The organism is Paraburkholderia elongata (assembly GCF_013177735.1).
Classification (GTDB): domain Bacteria; phylum Pseudomonadota; class Gammaproteobacteria; order Burkholderiales; family Burkholderiaceae; genus Paraburkholderia; species Paraburkholderia elongata.
This window is the reverse complement of the sequence record NZ_WOEZ01000245.1, coordinates 99,207-115,567: the sequence shown is the minus strand read 5'-3', so window position 1 is coordinate 115,567 and position 16,361 is coordinate 99,207. Positions and strand designations below refer to the sequence as shown.

Annotated in this window: 15 protein-coding genes; 8 read left to right on the top strand and 7 right to left on the bottom strand. The window is 61.8% G+C overall.

Annotation, left to right across the window (positions count from 1 at the left end; translation table 11 throughout):
* Positions 1-58: 58 nt before the first annotated feature.
* From GNZ13_RS42260 to GNZ13_RS42245, 4 genes are all read left to right on the top strand, one after another.
* A complete protein-coding gene (locus GNZ13_RS42260; RefSeq protein WP_172163010.1) occupies positions 59-538 on the top strand; it encodes a DUF4863 family protein in 480 nt (159 codons plus the stop codon).
* 8 nt (positions 539-546) lie between these two features.
* On the top strand, positions 547-2,145 hold the full coding sequence (locus GNZ13_RS42255) for a 3,4-dehydroadipyl-CoA semialdehyde dehydrogenase (protein ID WP_172163007.1): 1,599 nt from the start codon (positions 547-549) through the stop codon (positions 2,143-2,145).
* A 73-nt stretch (positions 2,146-2,218) separates the two neighbouring features.
* Positions 2,219-3,820, top strand: a complete 1,602-nt coding sequence (locus GNZ13_RS42250; protein WP_172163004.1) for a benzoate-CoA ligase family protein — start codon at positions 2,219-2,221, stop codon at positions 3,818-3,820.
* An 8-nt stretch (positions 3,821-3,828) separates the two neighbouring features.
* The gene (locus GNZ13_RS42245; protein WP_172163001.1) at positions 3,829-4,659 is read left to right on the top strand and encodes an alpha/beta fold hydrolase; all 831 of its coding nucleotides are present in this window, start codon (positions 3,829-3,831) and stop codon (positions 4,657-4,659) included.
* Between the two features lie 147 nt (positions 4,660-4,806).
* Here GNZ13_RS42245 and GNZ13_RS42240 read toward each other — a convergent pair whose 3' ends face one another.
* The 3 genes from GNZ13_RS42240 to GNZ13_RS42230 form a co-directional block, all read right to left on the bottom strand.
* Positions 4,807-6,177, bottom strand: coding sequence for a GntT/GntP/DsdX family permease (locus tag GNZ13_RS42240; protein ID WP_172162998.1), 1,371 nt, complete (start codon positions 6,175-6,177; stop codon positions 4,807-4,809).
* Positions 6,178-6,257: 80 nt separating this feature from the next.
* The gene (locus tag GNZ13_RS42235) at positions 6,258-7,376 is read right to left on the bottom strand and encodes a porin (protein ID WP_172162995.1); all 1,119 of its coding nucleotides are present in this window, start codon (positions 7,374-7,376) and stop codon (positions 6,258-6,260) included.
* 158 nt (positions 7,377-7,534) lie between these two features.
* Positions 7,535-8,737 (bottom strand): aminotransferase class V-fold PLP-dependent enzyme, encoded by a 1,203-nt coding sequence (locus GNZ13_RS42230; protein WP_172162992.1) that lies wholly within the window; start codon positions 8,735-8,737, stop codon positions 7,535-7,537.
* 118 nt (positions 8,738-8,855) lie between these two features.
* On the opposite strand from GNZ13_RS42230, the gene GNZ13_RS42225 reads away from it, so the two are divergent.
* From GNZ13_RS42225 to GNZ13_RS42210, 4 genes are all read left to right on the top strand, one after another.
* Positions 8,856-9,731 carry an IclR family transcriptional regulator gene (locus GNZ13_RS42225; RefSeq protein WP_172162989.1) on the top strand — a complete coding sequence of 292 codons (876 nt, stop codon included), beginning with the start codon at positions 8,856-8,858 and terminating at the stop codon, positions 9,729-9,731.
* A gap of 113 nt (positions 9,732-9,844) precedes the next feature.
* Positions 9,845-10,306, top strand: coding sequence for a RidA family protein (locus GNZ13_RS42220; RefSeq protein WP_172162986.1), 462 nt, complete (start codon positions 9,845-9,847; stop codon positions 10,304-10,306).
* A gap of 137 nt (positions 10,307-10,443) precedes the next feature.
* Entirely contained in the window at positions 10,444-10,770 is a 327-nt protein-coding gene (locus tag GNZ13_RS42215) for a hypothetical protein (RefSeq protein WP_172162983.1), read from the top strand.
* Positions 10,771-10,851: 81 nt separating this feature from the next.
* Positions 10,852-12,963: a phosphocholine-specific phospholipase C gene (locus GNZ13_RS42210; RefSeq protein WP_172162980.1), complete on the top strand. Its 2,112-nt coding sequence runs from the start codon at positions 10,852-10,854 to the stop codon at positions 12,961-12,963.
* A 97-nt stretch (positions 12,964-13,060) separates the two neighbouring features.
* Here GNZ13_RS42210 and GNZ13_RS42205 read toward each other — a convergent pair whose 3' ends face one another.
* The 4 genes from GNZ13_RS42205 to GNZ13_RS42190 all read right to left on the bottom strand — a co-directional run bounded on the left by GNZ13_RS42205 (position 13,061) and on the right by GNZ13_RS42190 (position 16,360).
* A complete protein-coding gene (locus GNZ13_RS42205) occupies positions 13,061-14,350 on the bottom strand; it encodes an MSMEG_0569 family flavin-dependent oxidoreductase (RefSeq protein WP_172162977.1) in 1,290 nt (429 codons plus the stop codon).
* A 25-nt stretch (positions 14,351-14,375) separates the two neighbouring features.
* Positions 14,376-14,660, bottom strand: coding sequence for an MSMEG_0570 family nitrogen starvation response protein (locus tag GNZ13_RS42200; RefSeq protein WP_172162974.1), 285 nt, complete (start codon positions 14,658-14,660; stop codon positions 14,376-14,378).
* 120 nt (positions 14,661-14,780) lie between these two features.
* Complete coding sequence (locus GNZ13_RS42195) at positions 14,781-15,764, bottom strand: sll0787 family AIR synthase-like protein (RefSeq protein WP_172162971.1); 984 nt, start codon at positions 15,762-15,764, stop codon at positions 14,781-14,783.
* Positions 15,761-16,360: an MSMEG_0567/Sll0786 family nitrogen starvation N-acetyltransferase gene (locus GNZ13_RS42190; RefSeq protein ID WP_172162968.1), complete on the bottom strand. Its 600-nt coding sequence runs from the start codon at positions 16,358-16,360 to the stop codon at positions 15,761-15,763. Before GNZ13_RS42190 ends, GNZ13_RS42195 begins: the two co-directional genes overlap by 4 nt.
* Position 16,361 lies beyond the last annotated feature (1 nt).

Below are 16,361 nucleotides of genomic sequence, written 5' to 3'. Positions count from 1 at the left end.
CGGAGACGGCGCAACAACACGCATGAATTAAGGTGCACGCGCTGATCTGGAGGCTTGCATGTCCCCACATGACTTCCAACGCCTGATTGCGGGCGTGACAGAGCAACTCGCCGGCCGGCCGCTCGACGGCACGCTGGCCGCGTGGCTCAACGACACTTATCCCGCGGATGGTGCGACCTTTCGCGATCTGGCGGATGCCTGCCGCATCGGCGTGACCGAAGGCTGGCTGTGCAACCGCGAAGGCGGCGGCATTCGCTATGGTCGGATCTTCAAGGCATTGCCGGATACCCACGGCTTTTCCGTCGACGTAGTCGATATGAAGGATATTGCCGGTCCGCATCACGTTCACCCGAACGGCGAAATCGATCTGATCATGCCGCTCACCGACGGCGCCACCTTCGACGGTCATCCGGCCGGCTGGTGTGTGTACGGCCCCGGCAGCGCGCATCGTCCGACCGTCGCGAATGGGCAGGCGCTGGTGCTGTATCTGCTGCCGCAAGGCGCGATCGAATTCACCCCTACCCCACCTTCCGCCTGAGACTCGCCATGACCGAACTATTGAAAAACTACGTTGCAGGCCAGTGGGTCGCGGGCGGCGGTGAAGGCGTGACGCTGACCGATCCGGTCACCGGTGAAGCGCTCGTGCGCGTGTCGAGCCAGGGCCTGGATCTCACCCAGACATTTGGCTTCGCTCGAGAAGAAGGCGGCACCGCTTTGCGTGCGCTGACCTATGCGCAACGCGCCGTCCGTCTTGCCGAGATCGTCAAACTGCTACAAGCGAGGCGCGACGACTACTATGCGATCGCGACCGCGAACTCGGGCACCACGCGCAATGATTCGGCGGTCGACATCGACGGTGGAATCTTCACGCTGTCGTACTACGCGAAACTCGGCGCGACGCTCGGCGACGTGCATGCGCTGCGCGACGGCAACGTCGCATCGTTGAGTAAAGACCAATCGTTCAGCGTGCAGCACGTACTCACACCGACACGCGGTGTCGCGCTCTTCATCAACGCGTTCAATTTCCCGTCGTGGGGCTTGTGGGAGAAAGCAGCGCCCGCCTTGCTATCCGGCGTGCCCGTCATCATCAAGCCCGCCACGGCGACGGCATGGCTCACGCAACGCATGGTTGCCGATGTGGTCGACTCAGGCATTCTGCCGCCCGGCGCGTTATCCGTCATCTGCGGCAGTTCTGCGGGTCTGCTCGATCAGATTCAGGCATTTGACGTGGTGTCGTTCACCGGCTCCGCGCAAACCGCCGCAACATTGCGCGCGCATCCGGCTTTCGTCGAACGCGGCGCGCGTCTGAATGTCGAAGCCGACAGTCTCAACAGCGCAATTCTCTGTGCCGATGCGACACCCGATACGCCCGCTTTTGAACTGTTCATCAAGGAGGTGGTGCGGGAAATGACCGTGAAGTCCGGTCAGAAATGCACGGCGATCCGGCGCGCATTCGTGCCGGAAGCATCGCTCGAAGCGGTGCTGGATGCACTCAAAGCCAAGCTCGCGAAAATAACCGTCGGCAATCCGCGCAACGAGGCCGTGCGGATGGGTTCGCTCGTGAACCGCGAGCAGTACGAGAACGTGCTGGCCGGCATCGCCGCGTTGCGCGAGGAAGCCGTGCTCGCGTACGACGGCTCGGCCGTACCGCTTATCGATGCGGACACAACGATTGCGGCTTGCGTTGCGCCGCATCTGTTCGTGAACAACGATCCCGATAGCGCAACGCTGCTGCACGACGTCGAAGTGTTTGGACCGGTGGCAACCGTGGCGCCGTATCGCGTCGCCGCTCCAGCAAACGGCACCCTTCCCGAAGCGCACGCAATCGCACTCGCGCGATGCGGCCAAGGCTCGCTCGTCGCGTCGATCTATTCGAACGACGACGCGCATCTCGGCAAGCTCGCACTGGAACTCGCCGATTCGCATGGACGTGTTCACGCGATCTCGCCTTCAGTCCAGCAGAGCCAAACCGGCCACGGCAACGTGATGCCGATGTCGCTGCATGGTGGACCAGGCCGCGCAGGTGGCGGAGAAGAACTCGGCGGCCTGCGTGCCCTGGGTTTCTATCACAGGCGCTCGGCCGTTCAGGCATCGAGCGCTGCAATCGACGCGTTGACGCAAACCACGCATTTGCCCGCAGCGTAGCGGCACGAGACAAGCATCGAGCGGATCATGAGCACATAACCGCCGGACCGCCCCCACCCGATGGAGGAGACATATGGAAGCCCTGCTGGAACCGGCTGCGAGTCAGCCCGCAGCGAAGGTCGAACCGCCGCCCGCGGTATTTAATTTCGCGGCCTACCTGTTTCGACTGAATGAATCGCGCGCGGCCAAGACCGCTTATATCGACGACACCGGCACCACCACTTACGGCGAACTCGAAGATCGGGCCCGGCGCTTCGCGAGCGCATTGCGCACACTCGGCGTTCATCCGGAAGAACGCGTGCTGCTGGTGATGCACGACACTGTGGAACTGCCGATTGCCTTTCTCGGTGCGCTCTATGCGGGCGTCGTGCCGGTCGTCGCGAACACGCTGCTCACCGCTGCCGACTACGTGTACATGCTGACGCACAGCCACGCGCGCGCGGTGATCGCCTCGGGCGCATTGCTACCGAATGTCACTCAGGCGATGGATACTGCCGAACACGACGGATGCCAGTTGATCGTCTCGCAGCCACTCGAAAGCGACGAAAGCGAGCCTTTAACCGCGCCGCGACTCAACGATCTGATCAACGTGGCCACACCGGCTATCAAAGCATGCACGACCGGTTGCGACGATATCGCGTTCTGGCTGTATTCGTCGGGTTCGACCGGCAAACCGAAAGGCACGGTCCACACACACGCGAATCTGTACTGGACTGCCGAGTTGTACGCGAAGCCGATTCTCGGCATCGTCGAAAGCGATGTGGTTTTCTCGGCGGCCAAATTGTTCTTTGCGTATGGTCTGGGTAATGGTCTGACGTTCCCACTTTCGGTGGGCGCCACGGCCGTATTGATGGCCGAGCGTCCCACCGCCGACGCCATTTTCACGCGCCTCGTGCGGCATCGCCCAACCATTTTCTACGGCGTGCCGACGCTCTACGCGGGCATGCTCGTCTCGCCCAACCTGCCACCACGCGCCGACGTCGCAATGCGCATATGCACGTCGGCGGGCGAAGCGCTGCCGCGCGAAATTGGCGAGCGCTTTACAGCGCACTTCGGCTGCGAGATTCTTGACGGTATCGGCTCGACCGAGATGCTGCATATCTTCCTGTCGAATCGCGCGGGCGAGGTCGAATACGGCACCACGGGGCGCCCCGTACGCGGCTATGAAGTCGAGCTGCGTGACGAAGCCGGTCATGCGGTGCCCGACGACGAAGTCGGTGATCTGTATATCAAAGGACCGAGCGCGGCGCTCATGTACTGGAGCAATCGCGAGAAATCGCGCGCGACGTTCCTCGGCGAGTGGATCCGCAGCGGAGACAAATATCGCCGTCTCACGAACGGCTGCTACGTGTATGCGGGCCGCAGCGACGACATGCTGAAAGTGAGCGGTCAGTACGTCTCGCCCGTCGAAGTGGAAATGGTCCTGGTGCAGCACGAAGCGGTGCTGGAAGCCGCGGTGGTTGGCATCGATCACGGCGGCCTCGTCAAGACCCGCGCGTTCGTGGTGTTGAAGCGTGAATTCGCGCCGTCTGAGATACTCGCGGATGAGCTGAAGGCTTTCGTCAAGGATCGGCTCGCGCCGCATAAGTATCCGCGCGACATCCTGTTCGTCGACGATTTGCCGAAAACCGCTACCGGCAAGATTCAACGCTTCAAACTGCGCGAACAGTCATAAGGTGAGCCATGCAGAACCCCGTAAACACGGCCTTTGTTAGCGACTTCGCGGAACTGCCCGCCACGACATCGCATGGGCAGTTGCGCATCGAATATCGTTGGCTGAATGAAGTGGCGGGCAATGCACCGATCGCCGTATTCCTGCATGAAGGACTCGGATCGATTGCGATGTGGCGCGATTGGCCACAAGCCTTGTGCGAACGTCTCGGCATGCGTGGCCTCGTCTATTCGCGGCCCGGTTATGGACTGTCCACACCGCGTGCGCACGACGTCAAATGGCCGGTCGATTTCATGACAGCACAAGCGCGCGATATCCTTCCCGCTCTGTTCGACGCACTCGATATCGGCATGCAGGAGCGCAAGCGCATGTGGGTTATCGGCCATAGCGACGGCGGCTCGATCACGCTGCTCTACGCAGCAATGCATCCAGATGAATTGGCCGGCGCGGTCGCAATCGCACCACATGTATTCGTCGAAGATATCTCGGTGGAAAGCATCGCGCAGACCAAGCAGCTCTATGAGACCACGGATCTGCGCAGCAAACTCAGCCGCTATCATGCCGACGTCGATTCCGCGTTCTATGGCTGGAACGATATCTGGTTAAATCCGGCGTTCAGGGAATGGCGCATCGTCGATGAACTGGCCACCATCAAGCAACCTCTGCTTGCACTGCAAGGCCACGACGACAACTACGGCACCATGGCTCAGATCGATGCTATCGGCGAGCACGTGCCGCATGCGCAATTGGTCAAACTCGACGCGTGTGGGCACTCGCCGCATCGCGATGCGCCGGATGCGTTGAACGAGGCGATTGCTGCGTTCATCTCTCGGCAGCGTTGAACGTCGTCAAGGCCACCCTCTCCCACTTACGCGCCCAGGTTATCGCGCCTTCCATAGCCGGCAGATCGCAGCAATAGTCGCGCGAATGGACGCGCAATGCAAAATCGCGGCGCGTCCTCAAGACACGCCGCGACAAAGCCTCCCCGCTCAAATCACGATCGAAAGCCCCAACGTCAACACCAGCGCCGTCACCGAAATAATCGTTTCGCAGACGGTCCACGTTTTGAAGGTTTGCGGCACGGTCATGCCGAAGTACTCCTTCACCAGCCAGAAGCCTCCGTCGTTCACGTGCGACAGGATCAGCGAACCCGCACCGGTGGCCAGCACCAGCAACTCGGGCCGCACACCACCCACCGTGCCCGCCGCCGCTGCAGCGATCGGCGCGATGATGCCGGCCGCCGTCGCCATCGCTACCGTCGCCGAACCGGTTGCCACGCGAATCAACGCCGCCACCAGCCACGCGAGAATCAACAGAGGCACATGCGCGCCCGTCGCGACATCGACGATCGCCTTCGACGCGCCGCTATCGATCAGAATGCGCCCGAAGCCCGCGCCCGCTCCCACCACCAGCGTGATACTCGCAGTCGGTGCAAGACACTCGTTGGTGAACTTGAGGATCTGCTCGCGGTTAAAGCCACGCGACTTGCCGAACGTGCAGAAGCTCAACAGCACGGCCAGCAACAAAGCCATGTCCGGATGGCCAATCAGGCGCAGCGCGTTATTCAGCGACGTTTTGGCCGGCACGATCACATCGGCCCAACTGCCGACCAGCATCAACAGCACCGGCAAGAGCACCGTCAGCAACGTGATGCCGAAGCCCGGCAATTCCTGATGCGAGCGCTGCGCATCCTGTTCAATGAATTGCTGCGCCATCGGATTGAAACCGTCGAGCACGACAAAGCGCGCGATCAGCTTGGAGAACAGCGGACCAGCAACGGCCGCAGTAGGAATGCCGACAATCAACGCGTAGAAAATCGTATGACCGATATCCGCGTTATACGCAGTGACTGCGAGCAACGCAGCCGGGTGTGGCGGAATCAGACCGTGCACGACAGACAAACCCGCCACCATCGGAATGCCGACACGAATCATCGACGTACCGGTCCGCTGAGCGACGTTGAACGCGATCGGAATCAGCAGCACGAAACCGACTTCAAAAAACACCGGCAAGCCGACGAGGAACGCGATGCACATCATCGCCCAATGCACGTTCTTCGGCCCGAACAGGTCGATCAGCGTACGCGCGATACGTTCCGCACCGCCCGACTCGGCCATCATCTTGCCGAGCATCGTACCGAGGCCGACCACGATGGCAATGTGGCCGAGCGTGCCGCCCACGCCGGTTTCGAACGACTTGAGAATCGACGTCGCCGGCATGCCGACGGCGAGCGCCAACGCCACCGACACCATCATCAACGTGATAAACGGATTCATCTTGAAGCGCGCGATCAACACGACCAGCGCGATGATGGCGATCAATGCATAGACGAGTAACAGACTTCCTTGAACGGTCGCCATAGGTGCTCCTGAAGGGAAAGATCCGCGCCGCGGTTTCCGTTGAGCGGAATGTTGTATGAGCAGCGGCGCGGGCGGCGTACTTAGAACTTGTGGCGGATGCCGGCGACGGTCACGAACTGGCCGTTGTTGCTCGACGGATTCGAAATGCCTTCGACCCATGCGTGCGAACCGGATGCATGCTGGTAGATACCGTTCAGGTAGAGGTCGGTGGTCTTCGACAGGAAGTACTCGCCGCCCAGGCTCAACTGGTTGTAGTGAGCACTGGTGGCCGTGGTGCCGCTGGTGTTCTGCGTCGTGTAGATGTAGCCGAGCGCGAGCAGCGTAGCCGGCGTAAGTTGATACTTCACGCTGGCTTCATAGTTGGCAAAGCGCAGGCTGCCGCCGCTGAACAACTGGAATTGCGAGTTCGTGTACAGCAGCAGGACGGTTGCCGGGCCGAACACGTACGAACCGCCTGCGCCCCACACCTGGTTGCGCTTCACGCCGCTGATGATCGACGAGCTGGTGCTGTAGTAGTTGTCAGACGGCGCCGCGCCAGTGGTGTTGGTAGCCGGCTGATTGACCAGCGAATAGGCCGCGTCAAGGTGCAGCGGACCGTTCACGTAATCCGCGCCGACGCTCCATGCGCGATTGTTGGCGAACGCGCCCGCGGTGTTCGAGAACGCGTACATCGCATTTGCGGTGAGCCCTGCATACGTCGGCGTGGTGTACTTGACCGCGTTGTCGGTGCGGTACGTGTTGTTGATATCGTCGTTGTCGTAGATCGCGTTGCCGTACTGGCTCATTGCGCCGACGCCATTGATCTGCATGTTCGACAGATAGTCCTGCACGCTGTTGTACTGACGGCCGAGCGTGATCGTGCCCGCCTTGTTGTTTGAAAGCGCAACCCATGCGCTGCGGCCGAACATGCGGCCGCCCTGACCGGATGCACCACTCTCCAGGCTGAAGCCGTTTTCGAGCTTGAACAGGACCTTGTTGCCGCCGCCCAGATCTTCGCTGCCGAGCAGGCCCCAGCGCGAACCCTGCACATTGCCTTGCGTCGCCTGATACGCCTTCTCACCCTTCTGGTTATTGGTGAAGGTAAAGCCGGCATCGGCGATGCCGTATAGCGTCACGCTGCTTTGCGCGTGGGCGGCCTGCGCGGCGAGTCCGGCGGCCGCGAACGCGATGGCCGTACGAAGAATCTGCTTGTGCTTCATGGTTTCCTCAAGTCGAAAGAGAGACAAACGCCGGTTACACGGTTATGTTCCGGCGATATAAGTAGTACTAAGCGGGCAAGTCAAAGCGGCACCGGAACGGAGTCCGGTGCTAGGGTCAAACAACGGTCATCGATGAATCGATATGAACCGGGAGAGAATCAATCAGGCCAATTCCGGCGCGCGGCAATGCGGCGCGCGTCGCGCTGGTAGAACGGCGTTACGACGGGTTCGGGCGACTGTCGCGCGCGCTCGAGTTCGGCCGTGAGCCGTGCCAGTACGATCTGTTCTTCGCCCGGATGCAGATTGCACGGGTCGAGGAAAAAGAAATGCAGTTCCGCTTCATGATCGCGCACGATCACCGGCGCTTCGCCTTCGGGCGGCCGCGCGAGCGCATCGGCGAGATCCCACGCAGTGATGCGAGCCTGCCTGGGATCGATATGCAGTTTCAGACGGTCAAGCGGATTGCCGGTCGGGTCGGCGTCGATCTCCGCCCATACGCCGTCGCAACGATTCAAGGTTTCGCGCCACAGCGTGAGGTGGCCGCGTTCACGGGCGCGAACCGCGACATGGTCGCGCTGCTGCCATTGTTCGAACGCGGCGATCGCGCCAACAATGCCTTCCTTGCCGACTTTCATGCCGCGGCCAATGCCGCCATTCTGGAAATACGCGGCACGTACCAGCGCTTTCTTACCCGCGACAATGCCGGCGGTCAGCCCGCCGAGAAATTTGTGCGCCGAGTAGAGCACGAGATCGGCGCCGGCTGCGATAAAGCGTTTGAGGTCATATTCGGAAGCCGCATCGACGATCACCGGCACGCCCTTCGCATGCGCGACCGCAATGAATTCTTCGAGCGGGATCATGCCGAATTGCACCGTATGATGCGAAACCACGTAAAGCGCCGCGGCGGTGCGTTCGGTGATGGCAGTATTCAGTTGGTAGCCGTGCGCTTCGGTCGCCGCGCCCACGGGCACGACGCGCGCACCGGACAACCGGATCGCCTGGTCCACCGGGGCGCCATAATTGACGAGGTGGCCGGTTTGAATCACGACTTCGTTGCGCTGCATGGCGCTCGTGTCGGGTAGCCGTTCGATCAGGCCGTGGTCGTCGCCCGTCATGGTGGCGGCGATGGAAAGCGTGATCGCCGCCGAGCACGACGCGGTGATATACCCGGTTTCGCTGCCGCACGCTTGGGCAATCGCCGCCGAAGCGCGGCGTTGCAGATCGTCGATCTCGACGAATTGCGGCAGCACTTGCGCCACCGCGTCGATCACCGGTGCGCTAACACTGGACGCGCCCAGACTCGTCATCGTGCCCGAAGCATTGATGACAGGGCGTAAGCCAAAGCGAGAGCGAATGTCCATGAAGCGCCTCCAACCTCGTATTTCTTAATTATGGAATATATGTTGTAATTGCGGATCAGTCTAGCATACAATCACCCTGCGTCAACTGGACAAAAACATCCCACGTCAGAGGAGCACGATGGCTCGCACGTCCCGACCTTCCGCGTCCGAAGCAGTACCCGCCGCGGCATCTGCCGGCGCCGAAACCCAGGCAAAAAGTCGGGAGGAAGGCGCCGCGCCACGCACACGCACCAGCGCGATCGATCGCGCTGTGCAGATTCTCGACGCGCTCCAGCAAGCGAACCGTCCCGCCACCGCGTATGAAGTCGCGCGCATGGTCGGCGCGCCGCTGTCCACCGTGTATTCGATCATCAACGATCTGGTCGAAAAGAACCTGTTGGCGCGGCGTATGGATGGCACGATCTGGCTCGGCTCGCGTCTGTATGGATACGGTTTGACGTACGCGAGCTCGCTCGACTACCTCGCGGTCGCTCATGAAGAAATGCAGCGGCTCTCGGCGGAAGTCGAAGAGACCGTGCAGGTCTGCGGACTCGAAGACGGCATGATGGTCGTGCAGCAAATGGCTGAAGGCCCCGGGCACTTTCGTGTGACCTCGCGAGTCGGCAGCCGCGTGCCGCTCAACTGGACCGCGTCCGGCCGTTTGCTCGTCGGGCACCTGCCGGATGCCGAACGGGTCGCGTTCTTCGCGCAGCACGCGCAAAGCTCGCCGACCGGTCGCGCGGAAACTCGGCCGCAAGTGCTCGCGCAGATCGCCCGCGAAGCGTTGGAGGCGCGGCTGTCGATTCAGATCGGCGAATCGGATGCGTCCGTGGCGTGCCTCGCGGCGCCCGTGCTCGATAACACCGGCGCGTGCGTCTTCACGATTTCGATCGTGATGCCCGAGGCGAAAGCCGTGCTCGGCACCGAGCGTTTCGCCCAAGCCGTACAGGCGGTGGCCGCCCGTATCGAAGCGCGCCTCGGCTGGCGGCATCGCGACCAGGAGCCGGCGGCGTGACGCCGCCTTAAGTCCAAAGCCCAGAGCACATTGTCCGAAGCACGAAACCTGAAGTCCCCCCGGCGCGCGCAACGCTGACTCCTTAAAGACCGCTCACCATCACTTCCCCATCGATGAACTGCTACGACCGGCTGCACACGCGCGGCCTCAAGCTCCCGAAAGTGCCGACGCCGATCGGCAATTTCATGCACTGCACACGCGAGGGGAATCTGCTGTTTCTGTCCGGCCAGGGTCCGCTCGACGAAACCGGCTCGCTGATGACCGGCAAGGTCGGCGCCACCGTCAGCGCGGACGAAGCGTACTGGCACGCGCAAATGGTCGGCCTGAATCTGCTCGCCGTACTGCATAACGAACTGGGCGATTTGCGGCGCGTGAAGCGCGTCGTCAAGCTGCTGGGTATGGTCAACGCGGCGCCGGATTTTACTGAGCACCCGCGCGTGATCAACGGCTGCTCGGATCTGTTGGTCGATGTATTCGGCGATGCCGGTCGGCATTCGCGCTCGGCGGTCGGTGTGGGTTCCCTGCCGGGCAATATTACCGTCGAGATCGAGGCCATCGTCGCGATCCAGGATTGACGGCCGCCCAATTCTCAACAAATACCCAAATTTCCACATCTTCACAAAAGTTACACAGGTAAGCGACTATTCTTGCGCATCGCTCACCTGGGCACATGGATGCCCTGGCGCATCTTCCCCGTGCCGGAGACATTGCCATGTCTGTTGTGTCGAAGCCGTCCATTGCCTTCTATCGCAAACGTTTGGCGAGCGCACTGGCCGCCGTGTCGCTCTGCATGCTGCTCGGCGCTTGCGGCAACGACGATGACAAAACCCCCGACACGCGCGCGGTTAGTTCTACCGCAAGTGCCGCCGGCGACAGCAACACCGCCGCGGTTCTGTCGGCGAATCCGTCCTCCGTTGCACCCGCGCCCGCCGCAGTCACGATTCAAACCCCTGCACTACCTGCATCAAGCGCCGACCCGGCATTGTCTGCCGCCGCGTCGACGCCGCTCGCCACACCTGTCATTCACACCGTCGACTGAGTTTCGCGCGTCACGCTTCGCGCGGGCGAGGCTCGCGTGTTGCGTGCATCGTTCCTTCACCGAAGATCGAAAGCCAATACCATGACCTCAAAAAATCGCCGTGATTTTCTACGCTCCGCCGCGCATGCAGCCGGTTCCGCCACCGCGTTGAGCATGCTGCCGCTGGGCATTCGCAACGCACTCGCCATTCCCGCCAACAACAAGACCGGCACGATCCGCGACGTCGAACACATCGTCGTGCTGATGCAGGAAAACCGCTCGTTCGACCACTACTTCGGCACGCTCAAGGGCGTACGCGGTTTCGGCGACACGCGCGCGATCAACCTGCCCAACGGCAAGCCGGTCTGGTACCAGCCGCTCGCCGCGGATGTCGGCTATGTGTTGCCGTTCCGCCCCACCGCGCCGAACCTCGGCCTGCAATTCCTGCAAGACCTCGCGCATGACTGGACCAGCACGCACGCGGCATGGAACGGCGGCCGCTACGATCAATGGGTGCCGTCCAAGGGCACCACGACGATGGCCTACCTCACGCGCGACGACATTCCGTTTCACTATCAACTCGCCGACGCCTTCACGATCTGCGACGCGTACCACTGCTCGCTGATGGGCCCGACCGACCCGAACCGTTACTACATGTGGAGCGGCTGGGTCGGCAACGACGGCAACGGCGGCGGCCCGGTGATCGACAACTCGGAGCTCGGCTACGGCTGGTCCACCTATCCGGAAGTGCTGCAGAACGCCGGCATCACCTGGAAGATCTATCAGGACATCGGTACAGGACTCAACGCAAGCGGCTCGTGGGGCTGGACGCAGAACGCGTACATCGGCAACTACGGCGACAACTCGCTGCTCTACTTCAACCAGTACCGCAACGCGCAGCCGGGCAACCCGCTGTACGACAACGCCCGCACGGGCACGAACGCGGCCAACGGCGACGGCTACTTCGACATCCTCAAGCGCGACGTGCAGAACAATGCCCTGCCGCAGGTCTCGTGGATCGTCGCGCCGGAAGCGTATTCCGAGCACCCGAACTGGCCGTCGAACTACGGTGCGTGGTACATCGATCAGGTCTTGCAGATTCTCACGTCCAATCCCGAGGTGTGGAGCAAGACCGTGCTGCTGATCAATTACGACGAGAACGATGGCTTCTTCGATCACATGGCGCCGCCGTTCGCGCCGGCGTCGAGCGCAAACGGTTTGTCGACCGTCGACACCAGCAATGAAAACTATCCGGGCAATGGCAAAACGCCGGCGGGTCCGTACGGACTCGGCCCGCGGGTGCCGATGCTGGTGGTTTCGCCGTGGTCGAAAGGCGGCTATGTGTGCTCGGAACTGTTCGACCATACGTCAGTGATCCGCTTTATCGAAAAGCGCTTCGGCCAGCAGCACAATCTCGGCGAATCGAACATTACGCCGTGGCGCCGCGCGGTGTGCGGCGATCTGATGTCGGCGTTCAACTTCAGCACCCCGAACGACGCATTCCCGACGCTGCCAAGCACGAGCGGCTACGTGCCGCCCGATCAGAATCGGCATCCGGACTATGTGCCGCTGCCGCCGCTCCTGCAGGCCGTACCGAAGCAGGAACCCGGCGCACGCCCGGCTCGCGCGCTGCCGTACGAACTGTTCGTGCGCGTCCACGGTGAAGGCTCGGCGAACAAGCTGACGATGCGTTTCGTCAATTCGGGCCGCACGGGCGCCGTGTTTCTCGTCTATGCCGCGAATGGTCTCGCTGCGCCGCTTACGTATACGGTTGAAGCCGGCAAGCGGCTGCAGGATCAGTTGCCGTTGAATGTCGACGGCACCTACGATTACACGGTCTACGGCCCGAACGGTTTCCTGCGCCGCTTCGCGGGCAAGCCGGTCGCGAGAAGCTGGTGGAACGGCTCCGACATCGCGCGGCCGGAAGTCGCCGAAGGCTATGACGTCGCCAACGGCAACCTGCAATTGCGGCTGGAAAACGTGGGCAGCGCGCACTGCCAGTTCACTATCGTCAATGCCTATGACGCGAACAACGTGGTCAAGCATTCGGTGCGCGGCGGGGATACCGAACAGCTGTATCTCGATCTGCGCAACGCCTATGGCTGGTACGACCTGGCGATTACCGTCGACACGGACCCGTCGTTCGCGCGACGCTTCGCCGGACACGTGGAAACCGGCAAGAGCAGCATGAGCGATCCGGCACTGGGGAGCTGAGTTTCAATTCAGTCCGTACCAAAAGAAGCGGCCGCTGCGATAAAAAAGCAGCGGCCGTTTTTTCATGCATTCGCGTCAAGGCGCATAAGCCATAGGCTCAAGCTGCCACAGCCGCCCTCACCGACGCACGCTCGTGCACCTTCTCACGAATCGCCTGCACGACAAACTCCGCATCTCGCGCGACGCCTGAGAAGCGTCCCGAACCCCATGTATGCAGCCACGGCAGGCCGACAAAATACAAACCGTCGATGGGTGTGATGCCGCGGGTATGTGCCGGATAACCACGCCCATTGAAAACCGGCGCGTCGAGCCAGCTAAAGTCCGGCGTGAAGCCGATGCACCAGACAATTGCAGAAATGCCGCTAGTGTGAAGATCGAGCGTCGTACGTTCATCGGCCGGCCGCCAGACGGGTTCGTAGACCTCACCCGCTGGCGCGTCGATGCCATGCTTGTCAATGAAGCGGTCGATGCTCGCGTTGATCCGGTTATACGTATCGTCCGCGGCGTCGAGATTGGCGGCAAGTGTCGGCTCAAAATGGAATTGTCCGTCGCGCAGATCGTCGAGCCTACCGTACAGCTCCATGCCTTCGGCGGCGAACTTGCGCAGGTCGATGTCGCGGCCGCCATCGCGCCCGGTCACATAGTGATTGGTGTTGTCGCGCACGCCTTCGCGCAACGGATGCTTTTCGACCGGCATGTCGTAGTACTGCATGTCGGCGAGCCAATCGACCACGTCGCGCCCCCGGTAGAAACGCGCACAGCGTGGCGCCTCGCCGACCGCGAGGACCACCCTGCGCCCGGCCAGATGCAAGTCCTCCGCGATCTGAGCGCCTGATTGCCCCGTGCCGACCACCATGATCGCGCCTTCGGGCAAGGCCTGGGGATTCCGATACGCCGACGATTGCAATTGCACGATGCTTGCGGGCAAACGCTCGGCAAGACGCGGCACGATCGGCGTGTGATACCCCCCAGAGGCGACCACCACCTGATCCGCGGTCAAATCGCCTTGCGTGGTCGCAATCGTATAGACGCCATCGTCGCGCTGCTTCACGCGTTTGACTTCCGTATGCTCGATCACCGGCGCATCGACATGCGCGATGAAACCGTCGAGATAATCGATGATCTCGCCCTTCCTCATGAACCCGTGCGGGTCGTCGCCAAGGTACGGGTAGCCGGGCAATGCGCACTGCCAGTTCGGCGTCACGAGGCAGAACGCGTCCCAGCGTTGCTGGCGCCACGTATGCGTCACCGTGTTCTTTTCCACAACCAGATGGTCGATGCCCGCCTGCTTTAGGTAATAGCTGACCGACAGACCCGCCTGCCCGCCGCCGACGACGAGCACACTGTAATGCCCGTCAGCACGTGCGTGATGTGCTGGATTCGACATGATGCTTCCTCTGCAAAATAAGCGCCTAGCTGAATTCGATAACCTTGACGGTCGCCTCTGGGTGATCGCGAAAGCGCTCGGCGTCGCGTTCGATCTGCGCGAGCTGATCCATGGCCGCGGAGCAGGCAAAGCCGTACTTCTTGCGCACGCGCTCCGACGCAATATCTAGCGCCTGCCGCGAACGTTCCACGAAATCGTCCAGCGCATACGCCTCGCCAGGTTTGAAAAAATCGCCAATGACGAGCGACGGCGAATAACAGTTCGCTTCATCGCCATCAGGCCATTGAATCCGAAAGTGCATGACAGGCATCGCAAATCCTCAATCGATCAATGAATGGCCAACGCGCGGGTTGCAAGCAATTGGCTGTATACGTCGACGTGACGCCGCGCGGGTTGACCGAATGCGTCAGCAACGCGATACGCAGCGTGTTCATCGCGGACCGTCCTTCGCCACCATGAACGGTTCGCGATCGAAATCCCACAACACCGCAGCCTCATCGTGCTGACGCAATACCACTTCGGACGTCGCATCGACCGAACCGATCACGGCGCATGCGAGCGAACGCGAATCGAACTGGGCCTGCACTGCGTCCACCTGCTCTTCCCGAACCGATAGCAGATAACCGAAGCTCGGAAATGCGGTGACCCAACGCTCCAACGAAACGCCAGCAGGCTTCGGAATACGATCGAGATCGATCCGTGCCCCCACCCGCGAGCACTCGAGCAACATCAGCGCCGTGCCGAGTGTGCCGGCCATGCTGATGTCTTTCGCCGCGTCGCACAGGCCAGTTTCCGCTAACTGCGCAAGCAGTTCGAGATCTGCTCTCAAACGGTCAGGCGGCGCATCCACCGAGGCATTCCAGAACGGATACGGTTCCTCGAAGCGGCCGCGCAAATCGACGGCCATCATCAACCGGTCACCGGGTTTCGCATTGAAACTCGACAGCAGCGCTTTCGCGCGCCCCACAATCGACACTGCCAGTTGCGCCGCATCACTGCGCGTATTCGTATGACCGCCTACGATCGGCACGCCATAAGCGACGGAAGCCGCCGCCATGCCTGCGAGCACGTCCTCTGCCGCGCCGATTCCTCGACTCCATAACGCATCGACCACCGCCAGCGGCCGTCCACCCATCGCGCAGATATCGCTGACGTTGACCATCACGCTGCTGTAGCCGGCGAACCATGGCATCGCGCTCACGAAATCGCTGACCATGCCTTCGATTGCGAACAGCAGGTAGCCATCGCCATCGGCAATGGCCGCGCAGTCGTCGCCAAGCGCGACGGCCTGCGCGAGATCGCGCGTGCCGCCAGGCAGACGCCGTGCGAGCGAGCCGACCACATCGACGATATCCGTCTTGTGCCGAAATCCGCGACTCTCGCGCAAGCTCGCAACGAGATCGGCCACGCTCATGCCGCGCTCCGTGCAGAAGCCAGGCCGTGCGGTTGCGTGTGAGTTACGAAGCCGCCATACGGCGTCACACACGGCGGATACCAGTCCAGTTGGGACTGCATCAGATGATGCGGTCGCCCCAACAACATTTCTTCGGCGAGCACATCCCAATGCATCGCGCGGAAAAGCGGCACGTTCTGGCTCTGCACATGCGCGAGGAAAGTCTCGCAGCCGAGCGCATGGGCGCTGCTCACCGCGAGACGAATTAGCGTCGCGCCGATCTTGCCGTGGCGGCGAAATGCGGCATGCACGGCCAGGCGCGAACCGAACCACACGTTGCCCTCGTCGCGATGAATCCGCACCGTACCGACCACCTGCTCCGGCATGCCGGCCACACAGCTCACTGCAACGAGTTGCTGCGCGTGGCTGTCGATATCGTCTCGATCGTCTCCGACGAAAATGCCCTGCTCGATGCAAAACACCGCGCGCCGCAGCCTGTACGCTCCGTCGGCCTCCCAATCGAGCGTCGTCCACTTGATGCGGAATTCGCTCGGCGCATAGGGCGCAAACCCCACTTCGCCATCCAGCGCTTCGCCTGCAATCGCTTCGCCGAACATG